The sequence below is a fragment of the Janthinobacterium sp. BJB446 genome, assembly GCF_002735655.1.
GTDB lineage: Bacteria > Pseudomonadota > Gammaproteobacteria > Burkholderiales > Burkholderiaceae_D > Janthinobacterium > Janthinobacterium lividum.
The window spans coordinates 384,645-398,145 of the sequence record NZ_PDZK01000004.1 but is presented as its reverse complement, the minus strand read 5'-3'; the positions used below and the strand labels follow the sequence as shown (position 1 = coordinate 398,145).

The 13,501-nt window shown below is 64.9% G+C and carries 11 protein-coding genes; 5 read left to right on the top strand and 6 right to left on the bottom strand.

From position 1 onward, the window contains the following. Nucleotides 1-84 precede the first annotated feature (84 nt). From lipA to pdxR, 3 genes are all read right to left on the bottom strand, one after another. Nucleotides 85-1,101 carry a lipoyl synthase gene (gene lipA / locus CSQ92_RS23850; RefSeq protein WP_034782748.1) on the bottom strand — a complete coding sequence of 339 codons (1,017 nt, stop codon included), beginning with the start codon at nt 1,099-1,101 and terminating at the stop codon, nt 85-87. 39 nt (nt 1,102-1,140) lie between these two features. After that, nucleotides 1,141-1,845 (bottom strand): lipoyl(octanoyl) transferase LipB, encoded by a 705-nt coding sequence (lipB, locus tag CSQ92_RS23845; RefSeq protein WP_070257891.1) that lies wholly within the window; start codon nt 1,843-1,845, stop codon nt 1,141-1,143. Nucleotides 1,846-1,920: 75 nt separating this feature from the next. Continuing rightward, nucleotides 1,921-3,393, bottom strand: coding sequence for a MocR-like pyridoxine biosynthesis transcription factor PdxR (gene pdxR / locus CSQ92_RS23840; RefSeq protein WP_099395572.1), 1,473 nt, complete (start codon nt 3,391-3,393; stop codon nt 1,921-1,923). Between the two features lie 125 nt (nt 3,394-3,518). Here pdxR and CSQ92_RS23835 point away from each other — a divergent pair, with 125 nt between their 5' ends. Beyond that, entirely contained in the window at nt 3,519-4,718 is a 1,200-nt protein-coding gene (locus tag CSQ92_RS23835) for a multidrug effflux MFS transporter (protein WP_099395571.1), read from the top strand. Here the strand turns inward: CSQ92_RS23835 and CSQ92_RS23830 are convergent. The 3 genes from CSQ92_RS23830 to CSQ92_RS23820 all read right to left on the bottom strand — a co-directional run bounded on the left by CSQ92_RS23830 (nt 4,711) and on the right by CSQ92_RS23820 (nt 7,824). Continuing rightward, complete coding sequence (locus CSQ92_RS23830; protein WP_034782741.1) at nt 4,711-5,007, bottom strand: DUF493 family protein; 297 nt, start codon at nt 5,005-5,007, stop codon at nt 4,711-4,713. The two genes, CSQ92_RS23835 and CSQ92_RS23830, sit on opposite strands and share 8 nt — an antisense overlap. Nucleotides 5,008-5,328: 321 nt before the next feature. Then, nucleotides 5,329-7,071 carry a DUF6600 domain-containing protein gene (locus tag CSQ92_RS23825; RefSeq protein WP_099395570.1) on the bottom strand — a complete coding sequence of 581 codons (1,743 nt, stop codon included), beginning with the start codon at nt 7,069-7,071 and terminating at the stop codon, nt 5,329-5,331. Between the two features lie 111 nt (nt 7,072-7,182). Further along, nucleotides 7,183-7,824 carry a LysE family transporter gene (locus CSQ92_RS23820; RefSeq protein WP_099395569.1) on the bottom strand — a complete coding sequence of 214 codons (642 nt, stop codon included), beginning with the start codon at nt 7,822-7,824 and terminating at the stop codon, nt 7,183-7,185. A 181-nt stretch (nt 7,825-8,005) separates the two neighbouring features. On the opposite strand from CSQ92_RS23820, the gene CSQ92_RS23815 reads away from it, so the two are divergent. From CSQ92_RS23815 to CSQ92_RS23800, 4 genes are all read left to right on the top strand, one after another. Further along, nucleotides 8,006-8,953, top strand: a complete 948-nt coding sequence (locus tag CSQ92_RS23815) for a DUF808 domain-containing protein (RefSeq protein WP_034752497.1) — start codon at nt 8,006-8,008, stop codon at nt 8,951-8,953. 85 nt (nt 8,954-9,038) lie between these two features. Further along, nucleotides 9,039-9,470, top strand: a complete 432-nt coding sequence (gene yiaA / locus CSQ92_RS23810; protein ID WP_034782737.1) for an inner membrane protein YiaA — start codon at nt 9,039-9,041, stop codon at nt 9,468-9,470. Nucleotides 9,471-9,563: 93 nt separating this feature from the next. Further along, the gene (locus CSQ92_RS23805; RefSeq protein ID WP_257219334.1) at nt 9,564-11,624 is read left to right on the top strand and encodes an EAL domain-containing protein; all 2,061 of its coding nucleotides are present in this window, start codon (nt 9,564-9,566) and stop codon (nt 11,622-11,624) included. A gap of 195 nt (nt 11,625-11,819) precedes the next feature. Then, a complete protein-coding gene (locus tag CSQ92_RS23800) occupies nt 11,820-13,487 on the top strand; it encodes a methyl-accepting chemotaxis protein (protein WP_034782732.1) in 1,668 nt (555 codons plus the stop codon). Nucleotides 13,488-13,501: the final 14 nt, after the last annotated feature.

Here is a 13,501-nt window from a genome sequence, read left to right as displayed (position 1 = left end):
GCCGCAGGAGGTGGACACGATACGCACAGGCAAAAAAAAGCCGCCCAGCTCTGCAGCGGGCGGCTTTGATGTGGCGCAAAGAGCTTAGAAATTCAGCGCCGATTCCACGCCGGCGCTGTGCGCCTGTTCATCCGCGTGGTACGAGCTGCGCACCATGGCGCCCACGGCGGCGTGGGTGAAGCCCATCTTGTACGCTTCTTCCTCGAACATTTTAAAGACGTCCGGATGCACGTAGCGGCGCACGGGCAAGTGGCTGTTCGATGGCGCCAGGTATTGGCCGATGGTCAGCATGTCGATGTCGTGCTCGCGCATGTCGCGCATGACTTGCAGGATTTCCTCGTCCGTCTCACCCAGGCCCACCATGATGCCGGACTTGGTTTTCACGTCCGGGTACATGGCCTTGAAATCTTTCAGCAGCTTCAGCGAGTGCATGTAGTCGGAGCCGGGACGGGCTTCCTTGTACAGGCGCGGCGCCGTTTCCAGGTTGTGATTCATGACGTCAGGCAAGCCATCCTTGAACAGGTTCAGGGCTTTTTCCAGGCGGCCGCGGAAGTCGGGCACCAGCACTTCGATGCGGGTGTTCGGCGACAGGGCGCGCGTTTGCTGGATGCACTCGACGAAATGGCCGGCGCCGCCGTCGCGCAAGTCATCGCGGTCGACGGAGGTGATGACGACGTAGTTCAGACGCAGCTTGGCGATGGTTTTCGACAGGTTGGCCGGCTCTTCCTTGTCCAGCGGGTCCGGGCGGCCATGGCCAACGTCGCAGAACGGGCAGCGGCGCGTGCACTTGTCGCCCATGATCATGAAGGTGGCCGTGCCCTTGCCGAAACATTCGCCGATGTTCGGGCAGCTGGCTTCCTCGCACACCGTCACGAGTTTGTTTTCGCGCAGGATGTCCTTGATTTCATAGAAGCGCGTCGATGCCGAGGCGGCCTTGACGCGGATCCAGTCCGGCTTTTTCAGGCGCTCGACTTGCTCGATCGGAATGATCTTGATCGGGATGCGCGACGTCTTGCTGGCGCCTTTTTGCTTTTCGCTCGGGTTGTACGCGGGAGCGGCAGTAGCGGCGGGGGCGGTGCTGGAAATGGTCTCAGAAGTCATGGCTGCAAGCCCTTGAGGGGCAAAGTTTGGTTTGTTTGCTCAGGCATCCGCTGCCTGAGGCGCGCCTGCGGCGCTGTTTGCTTCGCTTACATCGAGTAATACGGTCAATTCATGGGCCAGGGCCCGCTGCACCTCGGCCAGCGGCACCACGACGCCCATGCTGCGCATGTCCACCGTCTTCAGGCCGGAATAGCCGCACGGGTTAATCCAGGAAAACGGCGCCAGGTCCATCGCCACGTTGAGCGATACGCCATGGTAGGTGCAGCCGTTGCCGCGCACTTTCAAGCCCAGCGCGGCGATCTTCGCACCCTTGTCTGGTCCGCCGGCAAGATAGATGCCAGGCGCGCCATCGATGCGCTCGCCAGCGAGATTATACGCCGCCAGCACGTTGATGATGGCTTGCTCGATTTTATGCACGAACTGGCGCGCATACAGCTTGCCGCCCGGCTTGTTGCGGCGCAAGTCCATCAACAGGTAAATCACCACCTGGCCGGGACCGTGGAACGTGACTTCGCCGCCACGGTCCGTCTGCACCACGGGGATCGCGTCAGCTCCCGCCAGCAAATGGCCGCGGTCGGCAGCCAGGCCCAGGGTGAACACGGGCGGATGCTCGACGATCCACAATTCGTCGCGCGTCTCCGTCGTGCGCGCGTCGGTGAAGGCGCGCATGGCGGCAAAGGTGGGCTCGTAATCGACGCGGCCCAGCTCGCGGATCAGCGCCGTTTCGGTTCGGGTGGTGGTCATGACAGACTCTGTAATCAGCTGCCGGCGCCCTGCGGACGCTGCGGCGAAGCCGTGATTATAAGCCAGGCAGCCGTTTCATTCCGGGACGGACTCTGGCAACAGCAGCAATCTGCCCATTTTTTGTGCAGCATGGCGTATCTGGGCCGCATTCAGGGCCGTGTAGCCGAGCAGCACGGCCGGCGCCAGCTTGGCGCTATGGCAAAAATCGCCGAGCGGTTGCAGCGCCAGCCCCTCTTGCGCCGCGCGCGCGCAAAATGCCCGCTCGTCGCTGCCTGGCGGCAGCCACAGCACGCAATGAAAGCCCGCCTGCTGGCCGGTGACCGTGTAGCGGCCGGGGGCCGTCTGCTCGAGGCAGGCCAGCAGCAGGTCGCGCCGTTCCTTGTAGGCCAGCCGCGCCTGGCGTAAATGGCGCACGAAAGCGCCGTCTTCCATCCAGGCGGACAGCGCCAGCTGCTCCGTCACGCCCACGGACCTGCCCGTCAACTGCAGGGTGCGCAGCAACTGCGGGCGCAAGGCGGGCGGCAGCACCATGAAGCCCACGCGCAGGCCGGCAAACAGGGTTTTGTTGAAACTGCCACAGTAAATCACGCGCTGGTACTGGTCCAGCGCCTTCAGGGCTGCCAGCGGGGCGCTCTGGTAATTGAATTCACTGTCGTAATCGTCTTCCACCACCCAGGCGCCGCTGTCGTTCGCCCATTCCAGCAAGGCCAGGCGGCGCGTGACGGACATGGTCACGCCCAGCGGCGACTGGTGCGCCGGCGTCACATACGCGAGGCTGGCGTCCGCATGCGCGGCCAGGGCGGCGCAATCGATGCCTTCGGCGTCGACGGCAATGTCCACCGGCACGGCGCCAGCCAGGGCGAACAGGGCGCGCGCGGCCGGGTAGCCCGGTTCTTCCAGGCACACCTTGTCGCCATCGCGCACGATGCTGCGCGCCAGCAAGTCGATCGCGTGGCGGATGCCGGTGGTGACAACGATGTCTTGCGGGTCGCAGCGGATGCCGCGGTACTTGGCAAGAAAATCGGCGATCTGCTGGCGCAGCTGGGGCAGGCCGGCAGGATCGGCGCTGCACAGCTGTTCCGGCGTGGCGGCGGCCAGGGCCCGCGTGGCGCACTTGGACCAGGCGGCCATGGGAAACAGGCTGGCGTCGGCGCGCCGCGCCACGAAGGGCAAGCCGTCGCGCACACCCGTATCGGACACAGGTATTGGCGCGGAAAATGTCCCGACCGGGGTGGCATCCGCAAATCCTGCCATCAAGAAGCGTTCCGGCACGACGGCGCACACGCGCGTGCCGGAACCGGGCACGCGCGTCACGTACGCTTCTGCATGCAGGCGGTCGAACACGGTTTCGATGGTGCCGCGCGACAACTCCCACCGTTCCGCCAGGGTGCGGCTGGACGGCAAACGGCTGCCCGCCGGCAGCATCTTCGTCAGGATGGCCGAACGCAGCGCTTCATACGCGCCATCCTGCTTGTTGACGCCCGCCTTGTCGAGCCAGCTGGTGGGACGAGGCAAGTCCAGGGCGTGCGGTGATTTTCCTCGCGGCATGATAATCGTCCAAGTGGTCCAATGAGTTTTCTGATGACTGGCACTTCGCATTACACCACAAACATTCTACTCTCACCGTTCCGGTGCGCCAGCGGGGCGCACGCTTGCATGGATCGTGTAAAACAATGCAGAAACAAATCGCTTTATGGGCCTGGGGCGGCATCGTGCTGCTGCTGGTCTGCCTGTCGCGCATCAGCATCGACATCTATCTGCCTTCGCTGCCGGCCATGGCCGATGCCCTGCACGCCAGCGATGCACAGTTGCAACTGACCCTGAGCCTGTTCATGGCCGGCTCGGCCGTCTCGATGCTCGCTTGCGGGCCGCTGGCCGACCGTTACGGGCGCCGCCCCGTGCTGCTGGCCGGCACGGGCATTTATGTGCTCGCCAGCATCGTCTGCACCGTGACCACCGACGTCCACGTGCTGATCGCCGCGCGCGTGCTGCAGGCGTTCGGCGGCTGCAGCGGCACCATCATCGGCCGGGTGATGGTGCGCGACCGTTTTGATCCCGCCACGCAGGCGCGCATGCTGGGGAGAATATCGATGGTGATGGGCTTGTCGCCGATCCTGGCGCCGCTGGCCGGCAGCCTGCTCGATGCGGCGTTCGGCTGGCGCGCCGTGTTTGGCGTGCTGTGCCTGCTGGGAGCGCTGTCGCTGGGACTGATCGCCGCGTATGTGCCGGAAACCAGGCCGGCCAGCGTCGTCCCCCAGGGGAATACCCTGGCCCTGTACCGGCGCCTGCTGGGCGACGCGTATTTCCTGCGCTATGCGCTGGCCATCGGCTGCGTGTATTGCACGTATTTCCCGTTCATCGCGGAATCGTCCGTGCTGTTGCAAAGGGGCATGCATCTGTCGCCGCGCGCGTATGCGCTGGTGTTCGCGCTGACGGTCAGCGGCTATGTGGCGGGATCGAGCCTGTTCCGCGCACTGGGACCGCGCCTGGGCGCCGACCATATGCTGGGCGTGGCGGTGCTGATCAATGTGGCGGGCGCGGCCAGCCTGTTGCTGGCGGGTAGTCTGGCGCCGCAGCACGTGGCGTCGCTGGTGGCGCCGATGCTGCTGGTGATGGTGTCGGTGGGCATGGCCATCCCGGCCTGCCAGCTGGCCGTGCTGCAGCCGTATGGCGATCAGGCGGGCAGCGCCTCGGGCCTGTTCTTCTTCGTGCAGATGCTCATCACGGCCGCCTGCGGCGCCGTCATCGCCGCCATCACGGACGGCAGCGAAAAGCCGCTGCTGTGGGTAACGGCGGCGGCCAGCGCGGCCTTTGCCCTCGTGTGGCGGCTGACGAAACGCCAGCCCGCCAGGGCAACAGCATGTCTTACATGACGATCTTGACCATCGGGTGGCCCGACAGCGCCATGTACAGGGCGTCGAGCTGCTCGCGGCTGACGGCGCGCACGGTGACGGTCAGGCCCGTGTAATTGCCCTTGCCCGATGGGCGCTCTTCCATACGGCCCGCGTGGAAGGTCGGATCGTGGCTGATGACCAGTTCCAGCATGGTCGGCGCGAAGTCGACATGCGTCGGGCCCATGATCTTGATGGGAAAGTCGCTCGGGTATTCGATCAGCGATTCGCTGGGAGGAATCGTCACTTCGGTGGGTGGGGTGGTTTGCATGGGAAATCCAATCAGTGCCGGTCAGAACAGACGGCGCAGCGCATAGCGCGCGGCGGCTGCATAAAAACGTATTGTAGCCAACTTTGAGGGCGGCTGCGCCCGTTGCGATGACACACACGGCACGGCAAAAAAAAAGCCAGCTGGGTAAGCTGGCGAAAAACTATTTCGTTTAGACAAAATAGCCGGAAAATCGGTGCTGTCACTTGGAGGATAAGCAGTGGTCGTACTGTAGACAAACCACGGCGGCTTTACCTCCGGTATGTGACGAACTGCGTATTTTGCGGCTTGAACGTCGATACGGCGCGACAGACGGCACGGCCGTCAGCGCTCCACTTCCTGCATCCGGCCATTGCGGCCGGGGTTGCCGCGCTCATGGTTGCGCTCACGCGGCGGCATCGGGCGCTCGGCACTGCGCGCCTCCTGTGGCGCACGCGCGGCAGGCGCAGGCATGGCCGGCGGCGGCGCCGTTTGCAGCACTTCGCGGCGGGGGCCACGTTCCGCGCGGTCCGGGCGCGGCGCATCAAATTGGCGTTCCATGACGGGGCGCGGCAGTGGCCGTTCGGCACGGGGCCGCTGCTCGCCACGCCAGCCGGGGTGTGCCACCGGGTCTTGCACGGGTGGCAAGGCCGGCATCGCCGGCATCACGGGCTGGGGCGGCACCGACGGCTGTTGCGGCTGTGCCGGCACGGGCGGGCGGTTCGGCTGCATGGGACGGGGCGCCATGTGCGTCTGGCCATCGTCCGTCTGCAAGCGGCCAGGGCGGTTGACCCAGTCGCGCCGGAACTCCCTGTCGCCGCGCGGCGCATCGGAAGGACGCTGCCAGTTGCCCGCCGGCGCAGGCGCCGTGCTCAACGGTAAGCTTTGCATGACGGGCGGCGGCATGGTGGTGCGGTTACGGCGCGGCACGTCGACCGTGCGCGCGCCGCCAAAACGTTCGCCCGGCAACATCGTCATGCCTGCACGGCGTTCGCGTTCGCCCGCCACGGAACGGCGCCCCTCGGCGACGCGGTTGATGCGGCGTTCATACTCGGCGCTGGCGCGGTAGCCGGGCACGTAGCGCTCGTGCGGCGACAGGGGAAACCAGCCGACGCCAGGGCGCTGGCCATGCTGCGAACCGCGATCAGGCCTGCCGCCGACCCAGCCCACCAGGGCCGGCGCCCAGGGCACGCGGCCGCGATCGCGCCCCGGTGCCCAGCCCCAGCGGTGGCCCAGCAGCACCCAGCGGCCGTAGTGCGAGGGCGCATAGCCCCACGGCGCATTGTCCACCCAGGTCCAGCCCCACGGCGCGATCCACGTCCAGCGCCCGTCGCTGTACGGCGCCCAGCCGGCCGGCACCGTGCTCGGCAGCCACAAGGGGCCGTATTCCGCGTCGTCCTGCCAGGCGCCGTAGCGGTCCAGCTCTTCATAGCCGGTGGTATCGTCCGTGACATAGCGCAAGGCCGGCGCGGCGGCGGGCAAGGCTTCGGGCCAGTTGTCGAAAGCGATCCTCTGCAAGGCGCCCGTGCGCAATTCCTCGTCCGTCAGCTCGGCGCGCTTGCCGGCGCGCAAGGTCACGCTGCTCGTCGCCCCATCCACGTCGGCCGCACCGTCGAGCACGCTGACGACGCTGGTGCCGGGCTGGCGCCCCGCCTCGATGCGCACCCAGCCGGGCTGGGTCAGGATCACGCGGGCCTGGCCGGTGGTCAGCTCGAAGCCGCGCAGCGCGTCGGGATTGCGCACGCGCACGCTGACCGTGCCATAGCTGAGATGCAATTTGAAACTGTCGTCATCGAGCTCGCTCACTTCCAGCTCGGAATCGCCATCGAGGCGCACGGCGGCCGCGCCCACGCGCAACTCCGCCAGCGCGCCGCGCTGGGTGGTCAAACGGTTATCCGTGGTGACGGGCCAGTTCAGCAGGGCGTTTTGCGCCTCGCCATCGCCAGCGCGCACCAGCACCTGCCCTTCGACGGTGGAAATGCGCCCCACGCGGGCGGGCGGGTCCTGCGCCAGGGCCAGGGAGCACGCCGACGACAGCAGCACGGCGCACACGGTGTTCAAGAAGGGGGAAGACAGGATCGGACGCATGGCGCGCTCCAGGCAGGACGGACAGAGATGAAAGGTAGACAACACCCCGATTACAGTCCTATCGGGCGGGCATCGCAAGCGGGCTTACAAATGTTTGCAACTTGATCTGGCTCAGGATGCCGCCTGGCCACCGCGCTTGACGAAGAACAAGGCCGTGCCGACGGCCATCAGCAAGCCGCCAAAGAAGCGGTTCTGCTTTTTTACGGCGCGCGCGTCGCGGAAAAAGCGTTGCATCGACGAAGCCAGGAAGGCGTAGCTGTGCATGACGACCTGATCGATCGTGCACATGGTGACGGCCAGGATCAGCAGTTGCGGCAGCAGGGGCGCAGCAGGGCTGATGAATTGCGGCAATACCGCCACCATGAAAATGATGCCTTTCGGATTCGTCACATTGGTCAAAAAACCCGTCAGCACGCGCCGCCCCATGGAGGGCGCCACGGCGTCGGCATGCAGGTCGCCCGTCACCGCCACCTTGGCGCGCCACTGCGACAGGCCCAGGTAGATCAGGTACAAGGCGCCCACCGTCTTGACGATATTGAAGGCCACTTCGGAGGCCAGCAGCAAGGAACCGACGCCGGCGCCGGCGATGCCCAGCACCACCAGCAGCCCCAGCTGCAGGCCGAGAATGGTGGCGCTGGCCTTTTTCACCCCGTACGACAGGCCGTGCGACATCGACAGCACGGCGCCCGAGCCGGGCGAGACGGCGATGATGGAGGCGGCGATGACAAAGGTGATCCAGGTGGCGAAGTGCATGCGGTTTCCAAAAAATGGTGACGATGAACAATTTTAACCCGCTCAGTGCGGCCTTGCCGGCCCGCCCTGAGGTAAGATCGCACTCACACACCTCCTTGCCGTACAACCAAGAATAACATCATGAAAAACAACACTTTCCTCGCTCCGCCATGCCCTGCCACCACCGTGGGAGCGCGCTAAGATGGCCGGCTCCAGCCTGCTGGCCCTGCTCGACGACATCGCCAGCATCCTCGACGATGTTTCCCTGATGACCAAGGTAGCCGCCAAGAAGACGGCCGGCGTGCTCGGTGACGACCTGGCCCTGAACGCGCAGCAGGTGGCCGGCGTGCGCGCCGAGCGCGAACTGCCCGTCGTGTGGGCCGTCGCCGTCGGCTCGCTGAAGAACAAGGCCATCCTCGTGCCCGCCGCGCTGGCCATCAGCGCGTTCGCGCCGTGGGCCATCACGCCGCTGCTGATGGTGGGCGGCGCCTACCTGTGCTTCGAAGGCTTCGAAAAGATCGCGCACAAGTATCTGCACCCGGACGACAGCCACAAGGCCGAGCTGGCGCAGGCGCTGCGCGACCCGCAGGTCGACCTCGTCGCGCTGGAAAAGGACAAGATCAAGGGCGCCATCCGCACCGATTTCATTTTGTCGGCGGAAATCATCGTCATCGCCCTGGGCACGGTGGCCGCGGCCACCTTCGCCGAGCAAGTGGCCGTCGTCGTCGGCATCGCCCTCATCATGACGGTGGGCGTGTACGGCCTGGTGGCGGGCATCGTCAAGCTCGATGACGCGGGCTTTTACCTGGCGGCGCGCAAGGGCGCGGGCGCGCTGATGGACGGCGTGCGCGGCTTTGGCCGCATGCTCGTGTCGGCGGCGCCGAAACTGATGAAATTTCTCTCCGTCGTGGGCACCCTGGCCATGTTCATGGTCGGCGGCGGCATCCTGACGCACGGCTGGCCGTGGGCCAGCGGCATGCTGCACCATGCGGAAGCAGCCGTCGGCGGCGTGGCCGGCATCGGCCCCGTGCTGGCCGCCGTCACGCCCAGCCTGATCAACGCGGTGGCCGGCCTCATCGCCGGTGGCCTGGTGCTGGCCGGCGTTACGGCCGTGTCGGCTTTATTGCGCATGGTCAAGCCAAGCAAATAAACTTTCTGGTCTGATGGGACGGCAGGCGCATCCGTGCCTGCCGCCCCGGCCATGCCGGCGGCGCTTGCCTGCCCATGGAGACCCTATGCAGACTTCCCCCATCCAACGTCCCAGCAGCGCCTTTATCGGCGCTTCCTGGGCGGCATTGCTGATCGGCGCCATCACCTACCTGTCCGGCCTGTGGAACGCCAGCATGGCGCTCAACGAAAAGGGCTATTACTTCACCATCCTCATGTATGGCCTGTTCGCCGCCATCTCGCTGCAAAAATCCGTGCGCGACCGCGCCGAAGGCATCGCCGTGACGGGCATCTATTTCGGCCTGTGCTGGATTTCCGTGCTGCTGGCCTTGCTACTGCTCACGGTCGGCTTGTGGAACGCCACCCTGCAGAACAGCGAGAAGGGTTTCTATGCCATGGCATTCCTGCTCAGCCTGTTTGCCGCCGTCGCCGTGCAAAAGAATGTGCGCGACGTGGCGCGTGCCTCGGCCGCCTCGCCCGCCGAGGCACCGGGAACTTAAATATCAGCAGCGCGTCTATTCCTGTATCCATGTCGGGAGAGGATGATGGGCGACCAGCAGAAACGTTTACAGATGGCACTAGAGGCGGCGCACATGGCGATCTGGGATTCGCGCATCGTCGATGGCCAGGTCATCGACGGCACGGTCAGCTGGTCGGCCAAGGGCGCCACCTTGCTGGGCCTGGAAGAGCGCGCGCTGACGCAACCATTTCGCAGCTTTCTCGACTGCGTGCATACCGGCGACCGCGACAAAGTAATCGCCGTGCTGCAGGACGGCGTGCGCCGGCGCGGCGGCTACGCCCTGCAATACCGCGTCGTCTGGCCCGACGGCAGCGAACACTGGCTGGCAGCCAAGGCGCACATCTTCATGGATGCCGGCGGGCAGCCCGAACGCACCTTGGGCATCATCTGGGATATCACCGAGCACATGGCGCGCGAGCTCATGATCGCCGAGCGCAAGGAACTGGCCGAAGTGACGCTCAGTTCCATCGGCGACGGCGTCATCACCACCGATCCGCACGGCAAGACGCGCTACCTGAACCGGGTGGCCGAGCAATTGACGGGCTGGAGCAACGAGCTGGCGCAGGGCCGGGACATCGGCCAGACCATGCCGCTGGCCGATGAACGCACGGGCGAAGCACGCGAGCACGTGGCCATGCGCTGCCTGCAACAGCGCCAGGCCATCGGCATTTCCCCCCGCTCGCAACTGATCACGCGCGAAGGGCGGCGTATCGCCATCGAAGAATCGGCCGCGCCCATCTGGTCGCGCGACGGCGATATCCTCGGCGCCGTCGTCGTGTTCCGCGACGTCAGCCACGAGCGCAAGCTGAGTCAGCAACTGTCGTGGCAAGCCACGCACGACGCCCTGACGGGGCTGATCAACCGGCGCGAATTCGAACACCTGGTGGCCGGCGCCCTGCACACGGCTAAGCAGGATGGCCACATGCATGCGCTGCTGTACCTGGACCTGGACCAGTTCAAGGTCATCAACGACACCAGCGGCCATGGCGCCGGCGACGTGCTGCTGCAGCTGCTGGCCAAGATGCTGCAGGCGCGCATGCGCGACAGCGACATCCTGGCGCGCCTCGGCGGCGATGAACTGGGCGTGCTGCTGCCGCACTGTCCGCTCGAGCATGCGCGCCAGATCGGCGAACAGCTGCGCCAATCCATCCGCGATTTCCGTTTCGCCTGGGATAACCGCAGCTTCGAGCTGGGCGTGAGCATCGGCATCGTGGAAATCAACGAGGACAGCAAGTCCATGAGCGAGCTGCTGAGCGCCGCCGACCAGGCTTGCTACCTGGCCAAGGAGCAGGGCCGCAACCGCATCCATGTCTACCAGGAGTCGGACGTCATGCTGGCGCAGCGGCATGGCGAAATGCTGTGGATCTCGCGCCTGAACGAAGCGTTCGCGCACGATTATTTCCGCCTGTACGCCATGCCCATCGTGCACCTGCACGACAGCCCGGAACACCACGACGAAGTGCTGATCCGCATCCACAACAGCCAGGGCGACCTGATCTTGCCAGGCGCCTTCATTCCGGCCGCCGAACGCTACGACATGATGCTGTCCATCGACCGCTGGGTCATCCGTGCCGTCTGCCACCATATCCAGAGCGTGCGCGACAGCCTGCCGCCTTTGGCCGCGCTGGCGGAAAGCCGGCGCCGCGCACCGGCCCTGTATTCCGTCAACCTGTCGGGCATGTCGCTGGCCGATGCCGGCTTGCACGACTACATCACCGAGCAGTTCGTGGAATTCGCGATTGCTCCCGAGCAAATCTGCTTTGAAATCACGGAAACGGCCGTCATCGCCAACCTGCCCAAGGCGCAGGTGTTCATGCGCCAGCTCAAGGCCCTGGGCTGCCGCTTTTCGCTCGACGACTTCGGCAGCGGTTTTTCCTCGTTCGGCTACCTGAAGGCCCTGCCCGTCGACTATTTGAAGATCGACGGCGTCTTCGTGCGCGACATCGCCACCAATGCCATCAACCGCGCCATGGTCAAGGCCATCAATGAGGTGGGCCACGTGATGGGCTTGAAAACGGTGGCCGAATACGTGGAAGACGATGCCACCCTGGCCGTCATCCGCGAACTGGGCATCGACTACGCGCAAGGCTACGCCGTGGGCAGCCTGCGCCCCCTGACGGCGGGTATCGATTAGCCGCTGCCGACAACCAGTGTCTTTAAAACAATGCCGCATTGCTATCGCTAAATGCGTGCAAGCACGACCAATCTGGAGGATTTTGATCTACATCAATAAATTTGCGCAGGCGACTCCTTACACTGATCTCCATTCTTGCAATCGTGCAAGTCTTACTCACCAATTGCTTGTTTAACTGATCAGGAAGCCGCGACCATGCGACAAAATTTGCCAGTGACTAACCGTGAAGTCCTCGTCCTGGACGATCAGGCCATCGTGTCGAAAACGGATATGAACGGCAATATCGTGTATGTGAACCCCTACTTCAGCCAGGTCAGCGGCTTCAGCGAGGCAGAGCTGCTCGGTTCGCCCCAGAACATCGTGCGCCACCCGGACATGCCGGCCGAAGCGTTTGCCGACCTGTGGGCCTCGATCCAGGCCGGCACGCCGTGGACGGGCCTGGTCAAGAACCGCTGCAAGAACGGCGACTTTTACTGGGTGCGCGCCAACGTCACGCCCATCCGCGAAGCGGGCAAGACCATCGGCTACATGTCCGTGCGCGTGAAAGCGGACAAGGACCAGGTCAAGGCGGCCGAAGAAGCCTATGCGGCCATCCGCAACAAGGAAGGCGGCAACATCGTCATCAAGAACGGACAGATCGTGCGCCCGGGCCTGGCGCACCTGCTGCACAACCTGACGCACATGTCGCTCAACCTGCGCATCTGGGCCGCCACCTCCATCGTCAACTGTCTGCAGCTGCTGGTGTGCGTCATCAGCCTGTTCGCCAGCGGCGGCAAGATCACCAATTACGCCATCTTCGGCGCCACCCTGTTCGGCTTCCTGATCAACGTCTTCCTCTGGTACACCTTGCGCATGTCCGTACTAAAGCCGCTGGGCAAAGCCCTGAACGGCGCGCGGGCCATTGCCGCCGGCGACCTGTCGGGCAGTTTTGAAACGGAAAGCACGGATGAAGTGGGGCAACTGCTGCGCGCGCTGCAACAGATGAACAGCAACCTGATCGCCACCATCCGCGACGTGCGCATCAACGTGGAAACCATGGCCGTGGCCACCAAGCAAATCGCCGTCGGCAATATGGACCTCTCGGGCCGCACGGAATCGCAGGCCGCCAGCCTGGAAGAGACGGCCTCGAGCATCGAGGAATTCTCGTCGACGGTGAAACAGAATGCGGACAACTCGGTGCAGGCGAATGAACTGGCCGTGGCCGCCTCGAAAGTGGCCGTACAGGGCGGCGAGATCGTTTCCGAAGTGATCACCACCATGGACGAGATCAACACCTCGTCGAAGAAAATCGTCGACATCATCGGCCTGATCGAAGGCATCGCCTTCCAGACCAACATCCTGGCCTTGAACGCGGCCGTGGAAGCGGCGCGCGCCGGCGAGCAGGGCAGGGGCTTCGCCGTCGTGGCGGGCGAAGTGCGCAACCTGGCGCAGCGCTCGTCCGTGGCAGCCAAGGATATCAAGCAACTCATTGAAATTTCCGTCGGCAAGGTGGGCGCCGGCATGCTGCAGGTGAACCGCGCCGGCGCCACCATGGAACAAGTGGTCAGCTCCGTCAAGCAGGTGACGGCCATCATGCAGGAAATTTCCATCGCTTCGCGCGAACAGAGCATCGGCGTCGACCAGGTCAACCAGGCCATCGCCCACATGGACCAGGTCACGCAGCAGAACGCGGCCCTGGTGGAAGAAGCCGCCGCGGCCGCCACGCGCCTGGCGGAGGAAGCAGCCAGCCTGTCGCAAGCCGTGAGCCTGTTCAATTTCGGCAAGATGCCGCCACCGCGCCGCGTCGCCATGCCTGGCGGCAAATCGGGTGCTGCGGGCGCCGCGAACGCCGGCAAACCCGCCATGAAACGCCTGGCCGCCTAAACCTTTCAAGACTT

Coding starts and splice junctions, on each gene's coding strand:
- lipA (WP_034782748.1), bottom strand. CDS start 1,101: ATGACTTCTGAGACCATTTCCAGCACCGCCCCCGCCGCTACTGCCGCT.
- lipB (WP_070257891.1), bottom strand. CDS start 1,845: ATGACCACCACCCGAACCGAAACGGCGCTGATCCGCGAGCTGGGCCGC.
- pdxR (WP_099395572.1), bottom strand. CDS start 3,393: ATGCCGCGAGGAAAATCACCGCACGCCCTGGACTTGCCTCGTCCCACC.
- CSQ92_RS23835 (WP_099395571.1), top strand. CDS start 3,519: ATGCAGAAACAAATCGCTTTATGGGCCTGGGGCGGCATCGTGCTGCTG.
- CSQ92_RS23830 (WP_034782741.1), bottom strand. CDS start 5,007: ATGCAAACCACCCCACCCACCGAAGTGACGATTCCTCCCAGCGAATCG.
- CSQ92_RS23825 (WP_099395570.1), bottom strand. CDS start 7,071: ATGCGTCCGATCCTGTCTTCCCCCTTCTTGAACACCGTGTGCGCCGTG.
- CSQ92_RS23820 (WP_099395569.1), bottom strand. CDS start 7,824: ATGCACTTCGCCACCTGGATCACCTTTGTCATCGCCGCCTCCATCATC.
- CSQ92_RS23815 (WP_034752497.1), top strand. CDS start 8,006: ATGGCCGGCTCCAGCCTGCTGGCCCTGCTCGACGACATCGCCAGCATC.
- yiaA (WP_034782737.1), top strand. CDS start 9,039: ATGCAGACTTCCCCCATCCAACGTCCCAGCAGCGCCTTTATCGGCGCT.
- CSQ92_RS23805 (WP_257219334.1), top strand. CDS start 9,564: ATGGCGATCTGGGATTCGCGCATCGTCGATGGCCAGGTCATCGACGGC.
- CSQ92_RS23800 (WP_034782732.1), top strand. CDS start 11,820: ATGCGACAAAATTTGCCAGTGACTAACCGTGAAGTCCTCGTCCTGGAC.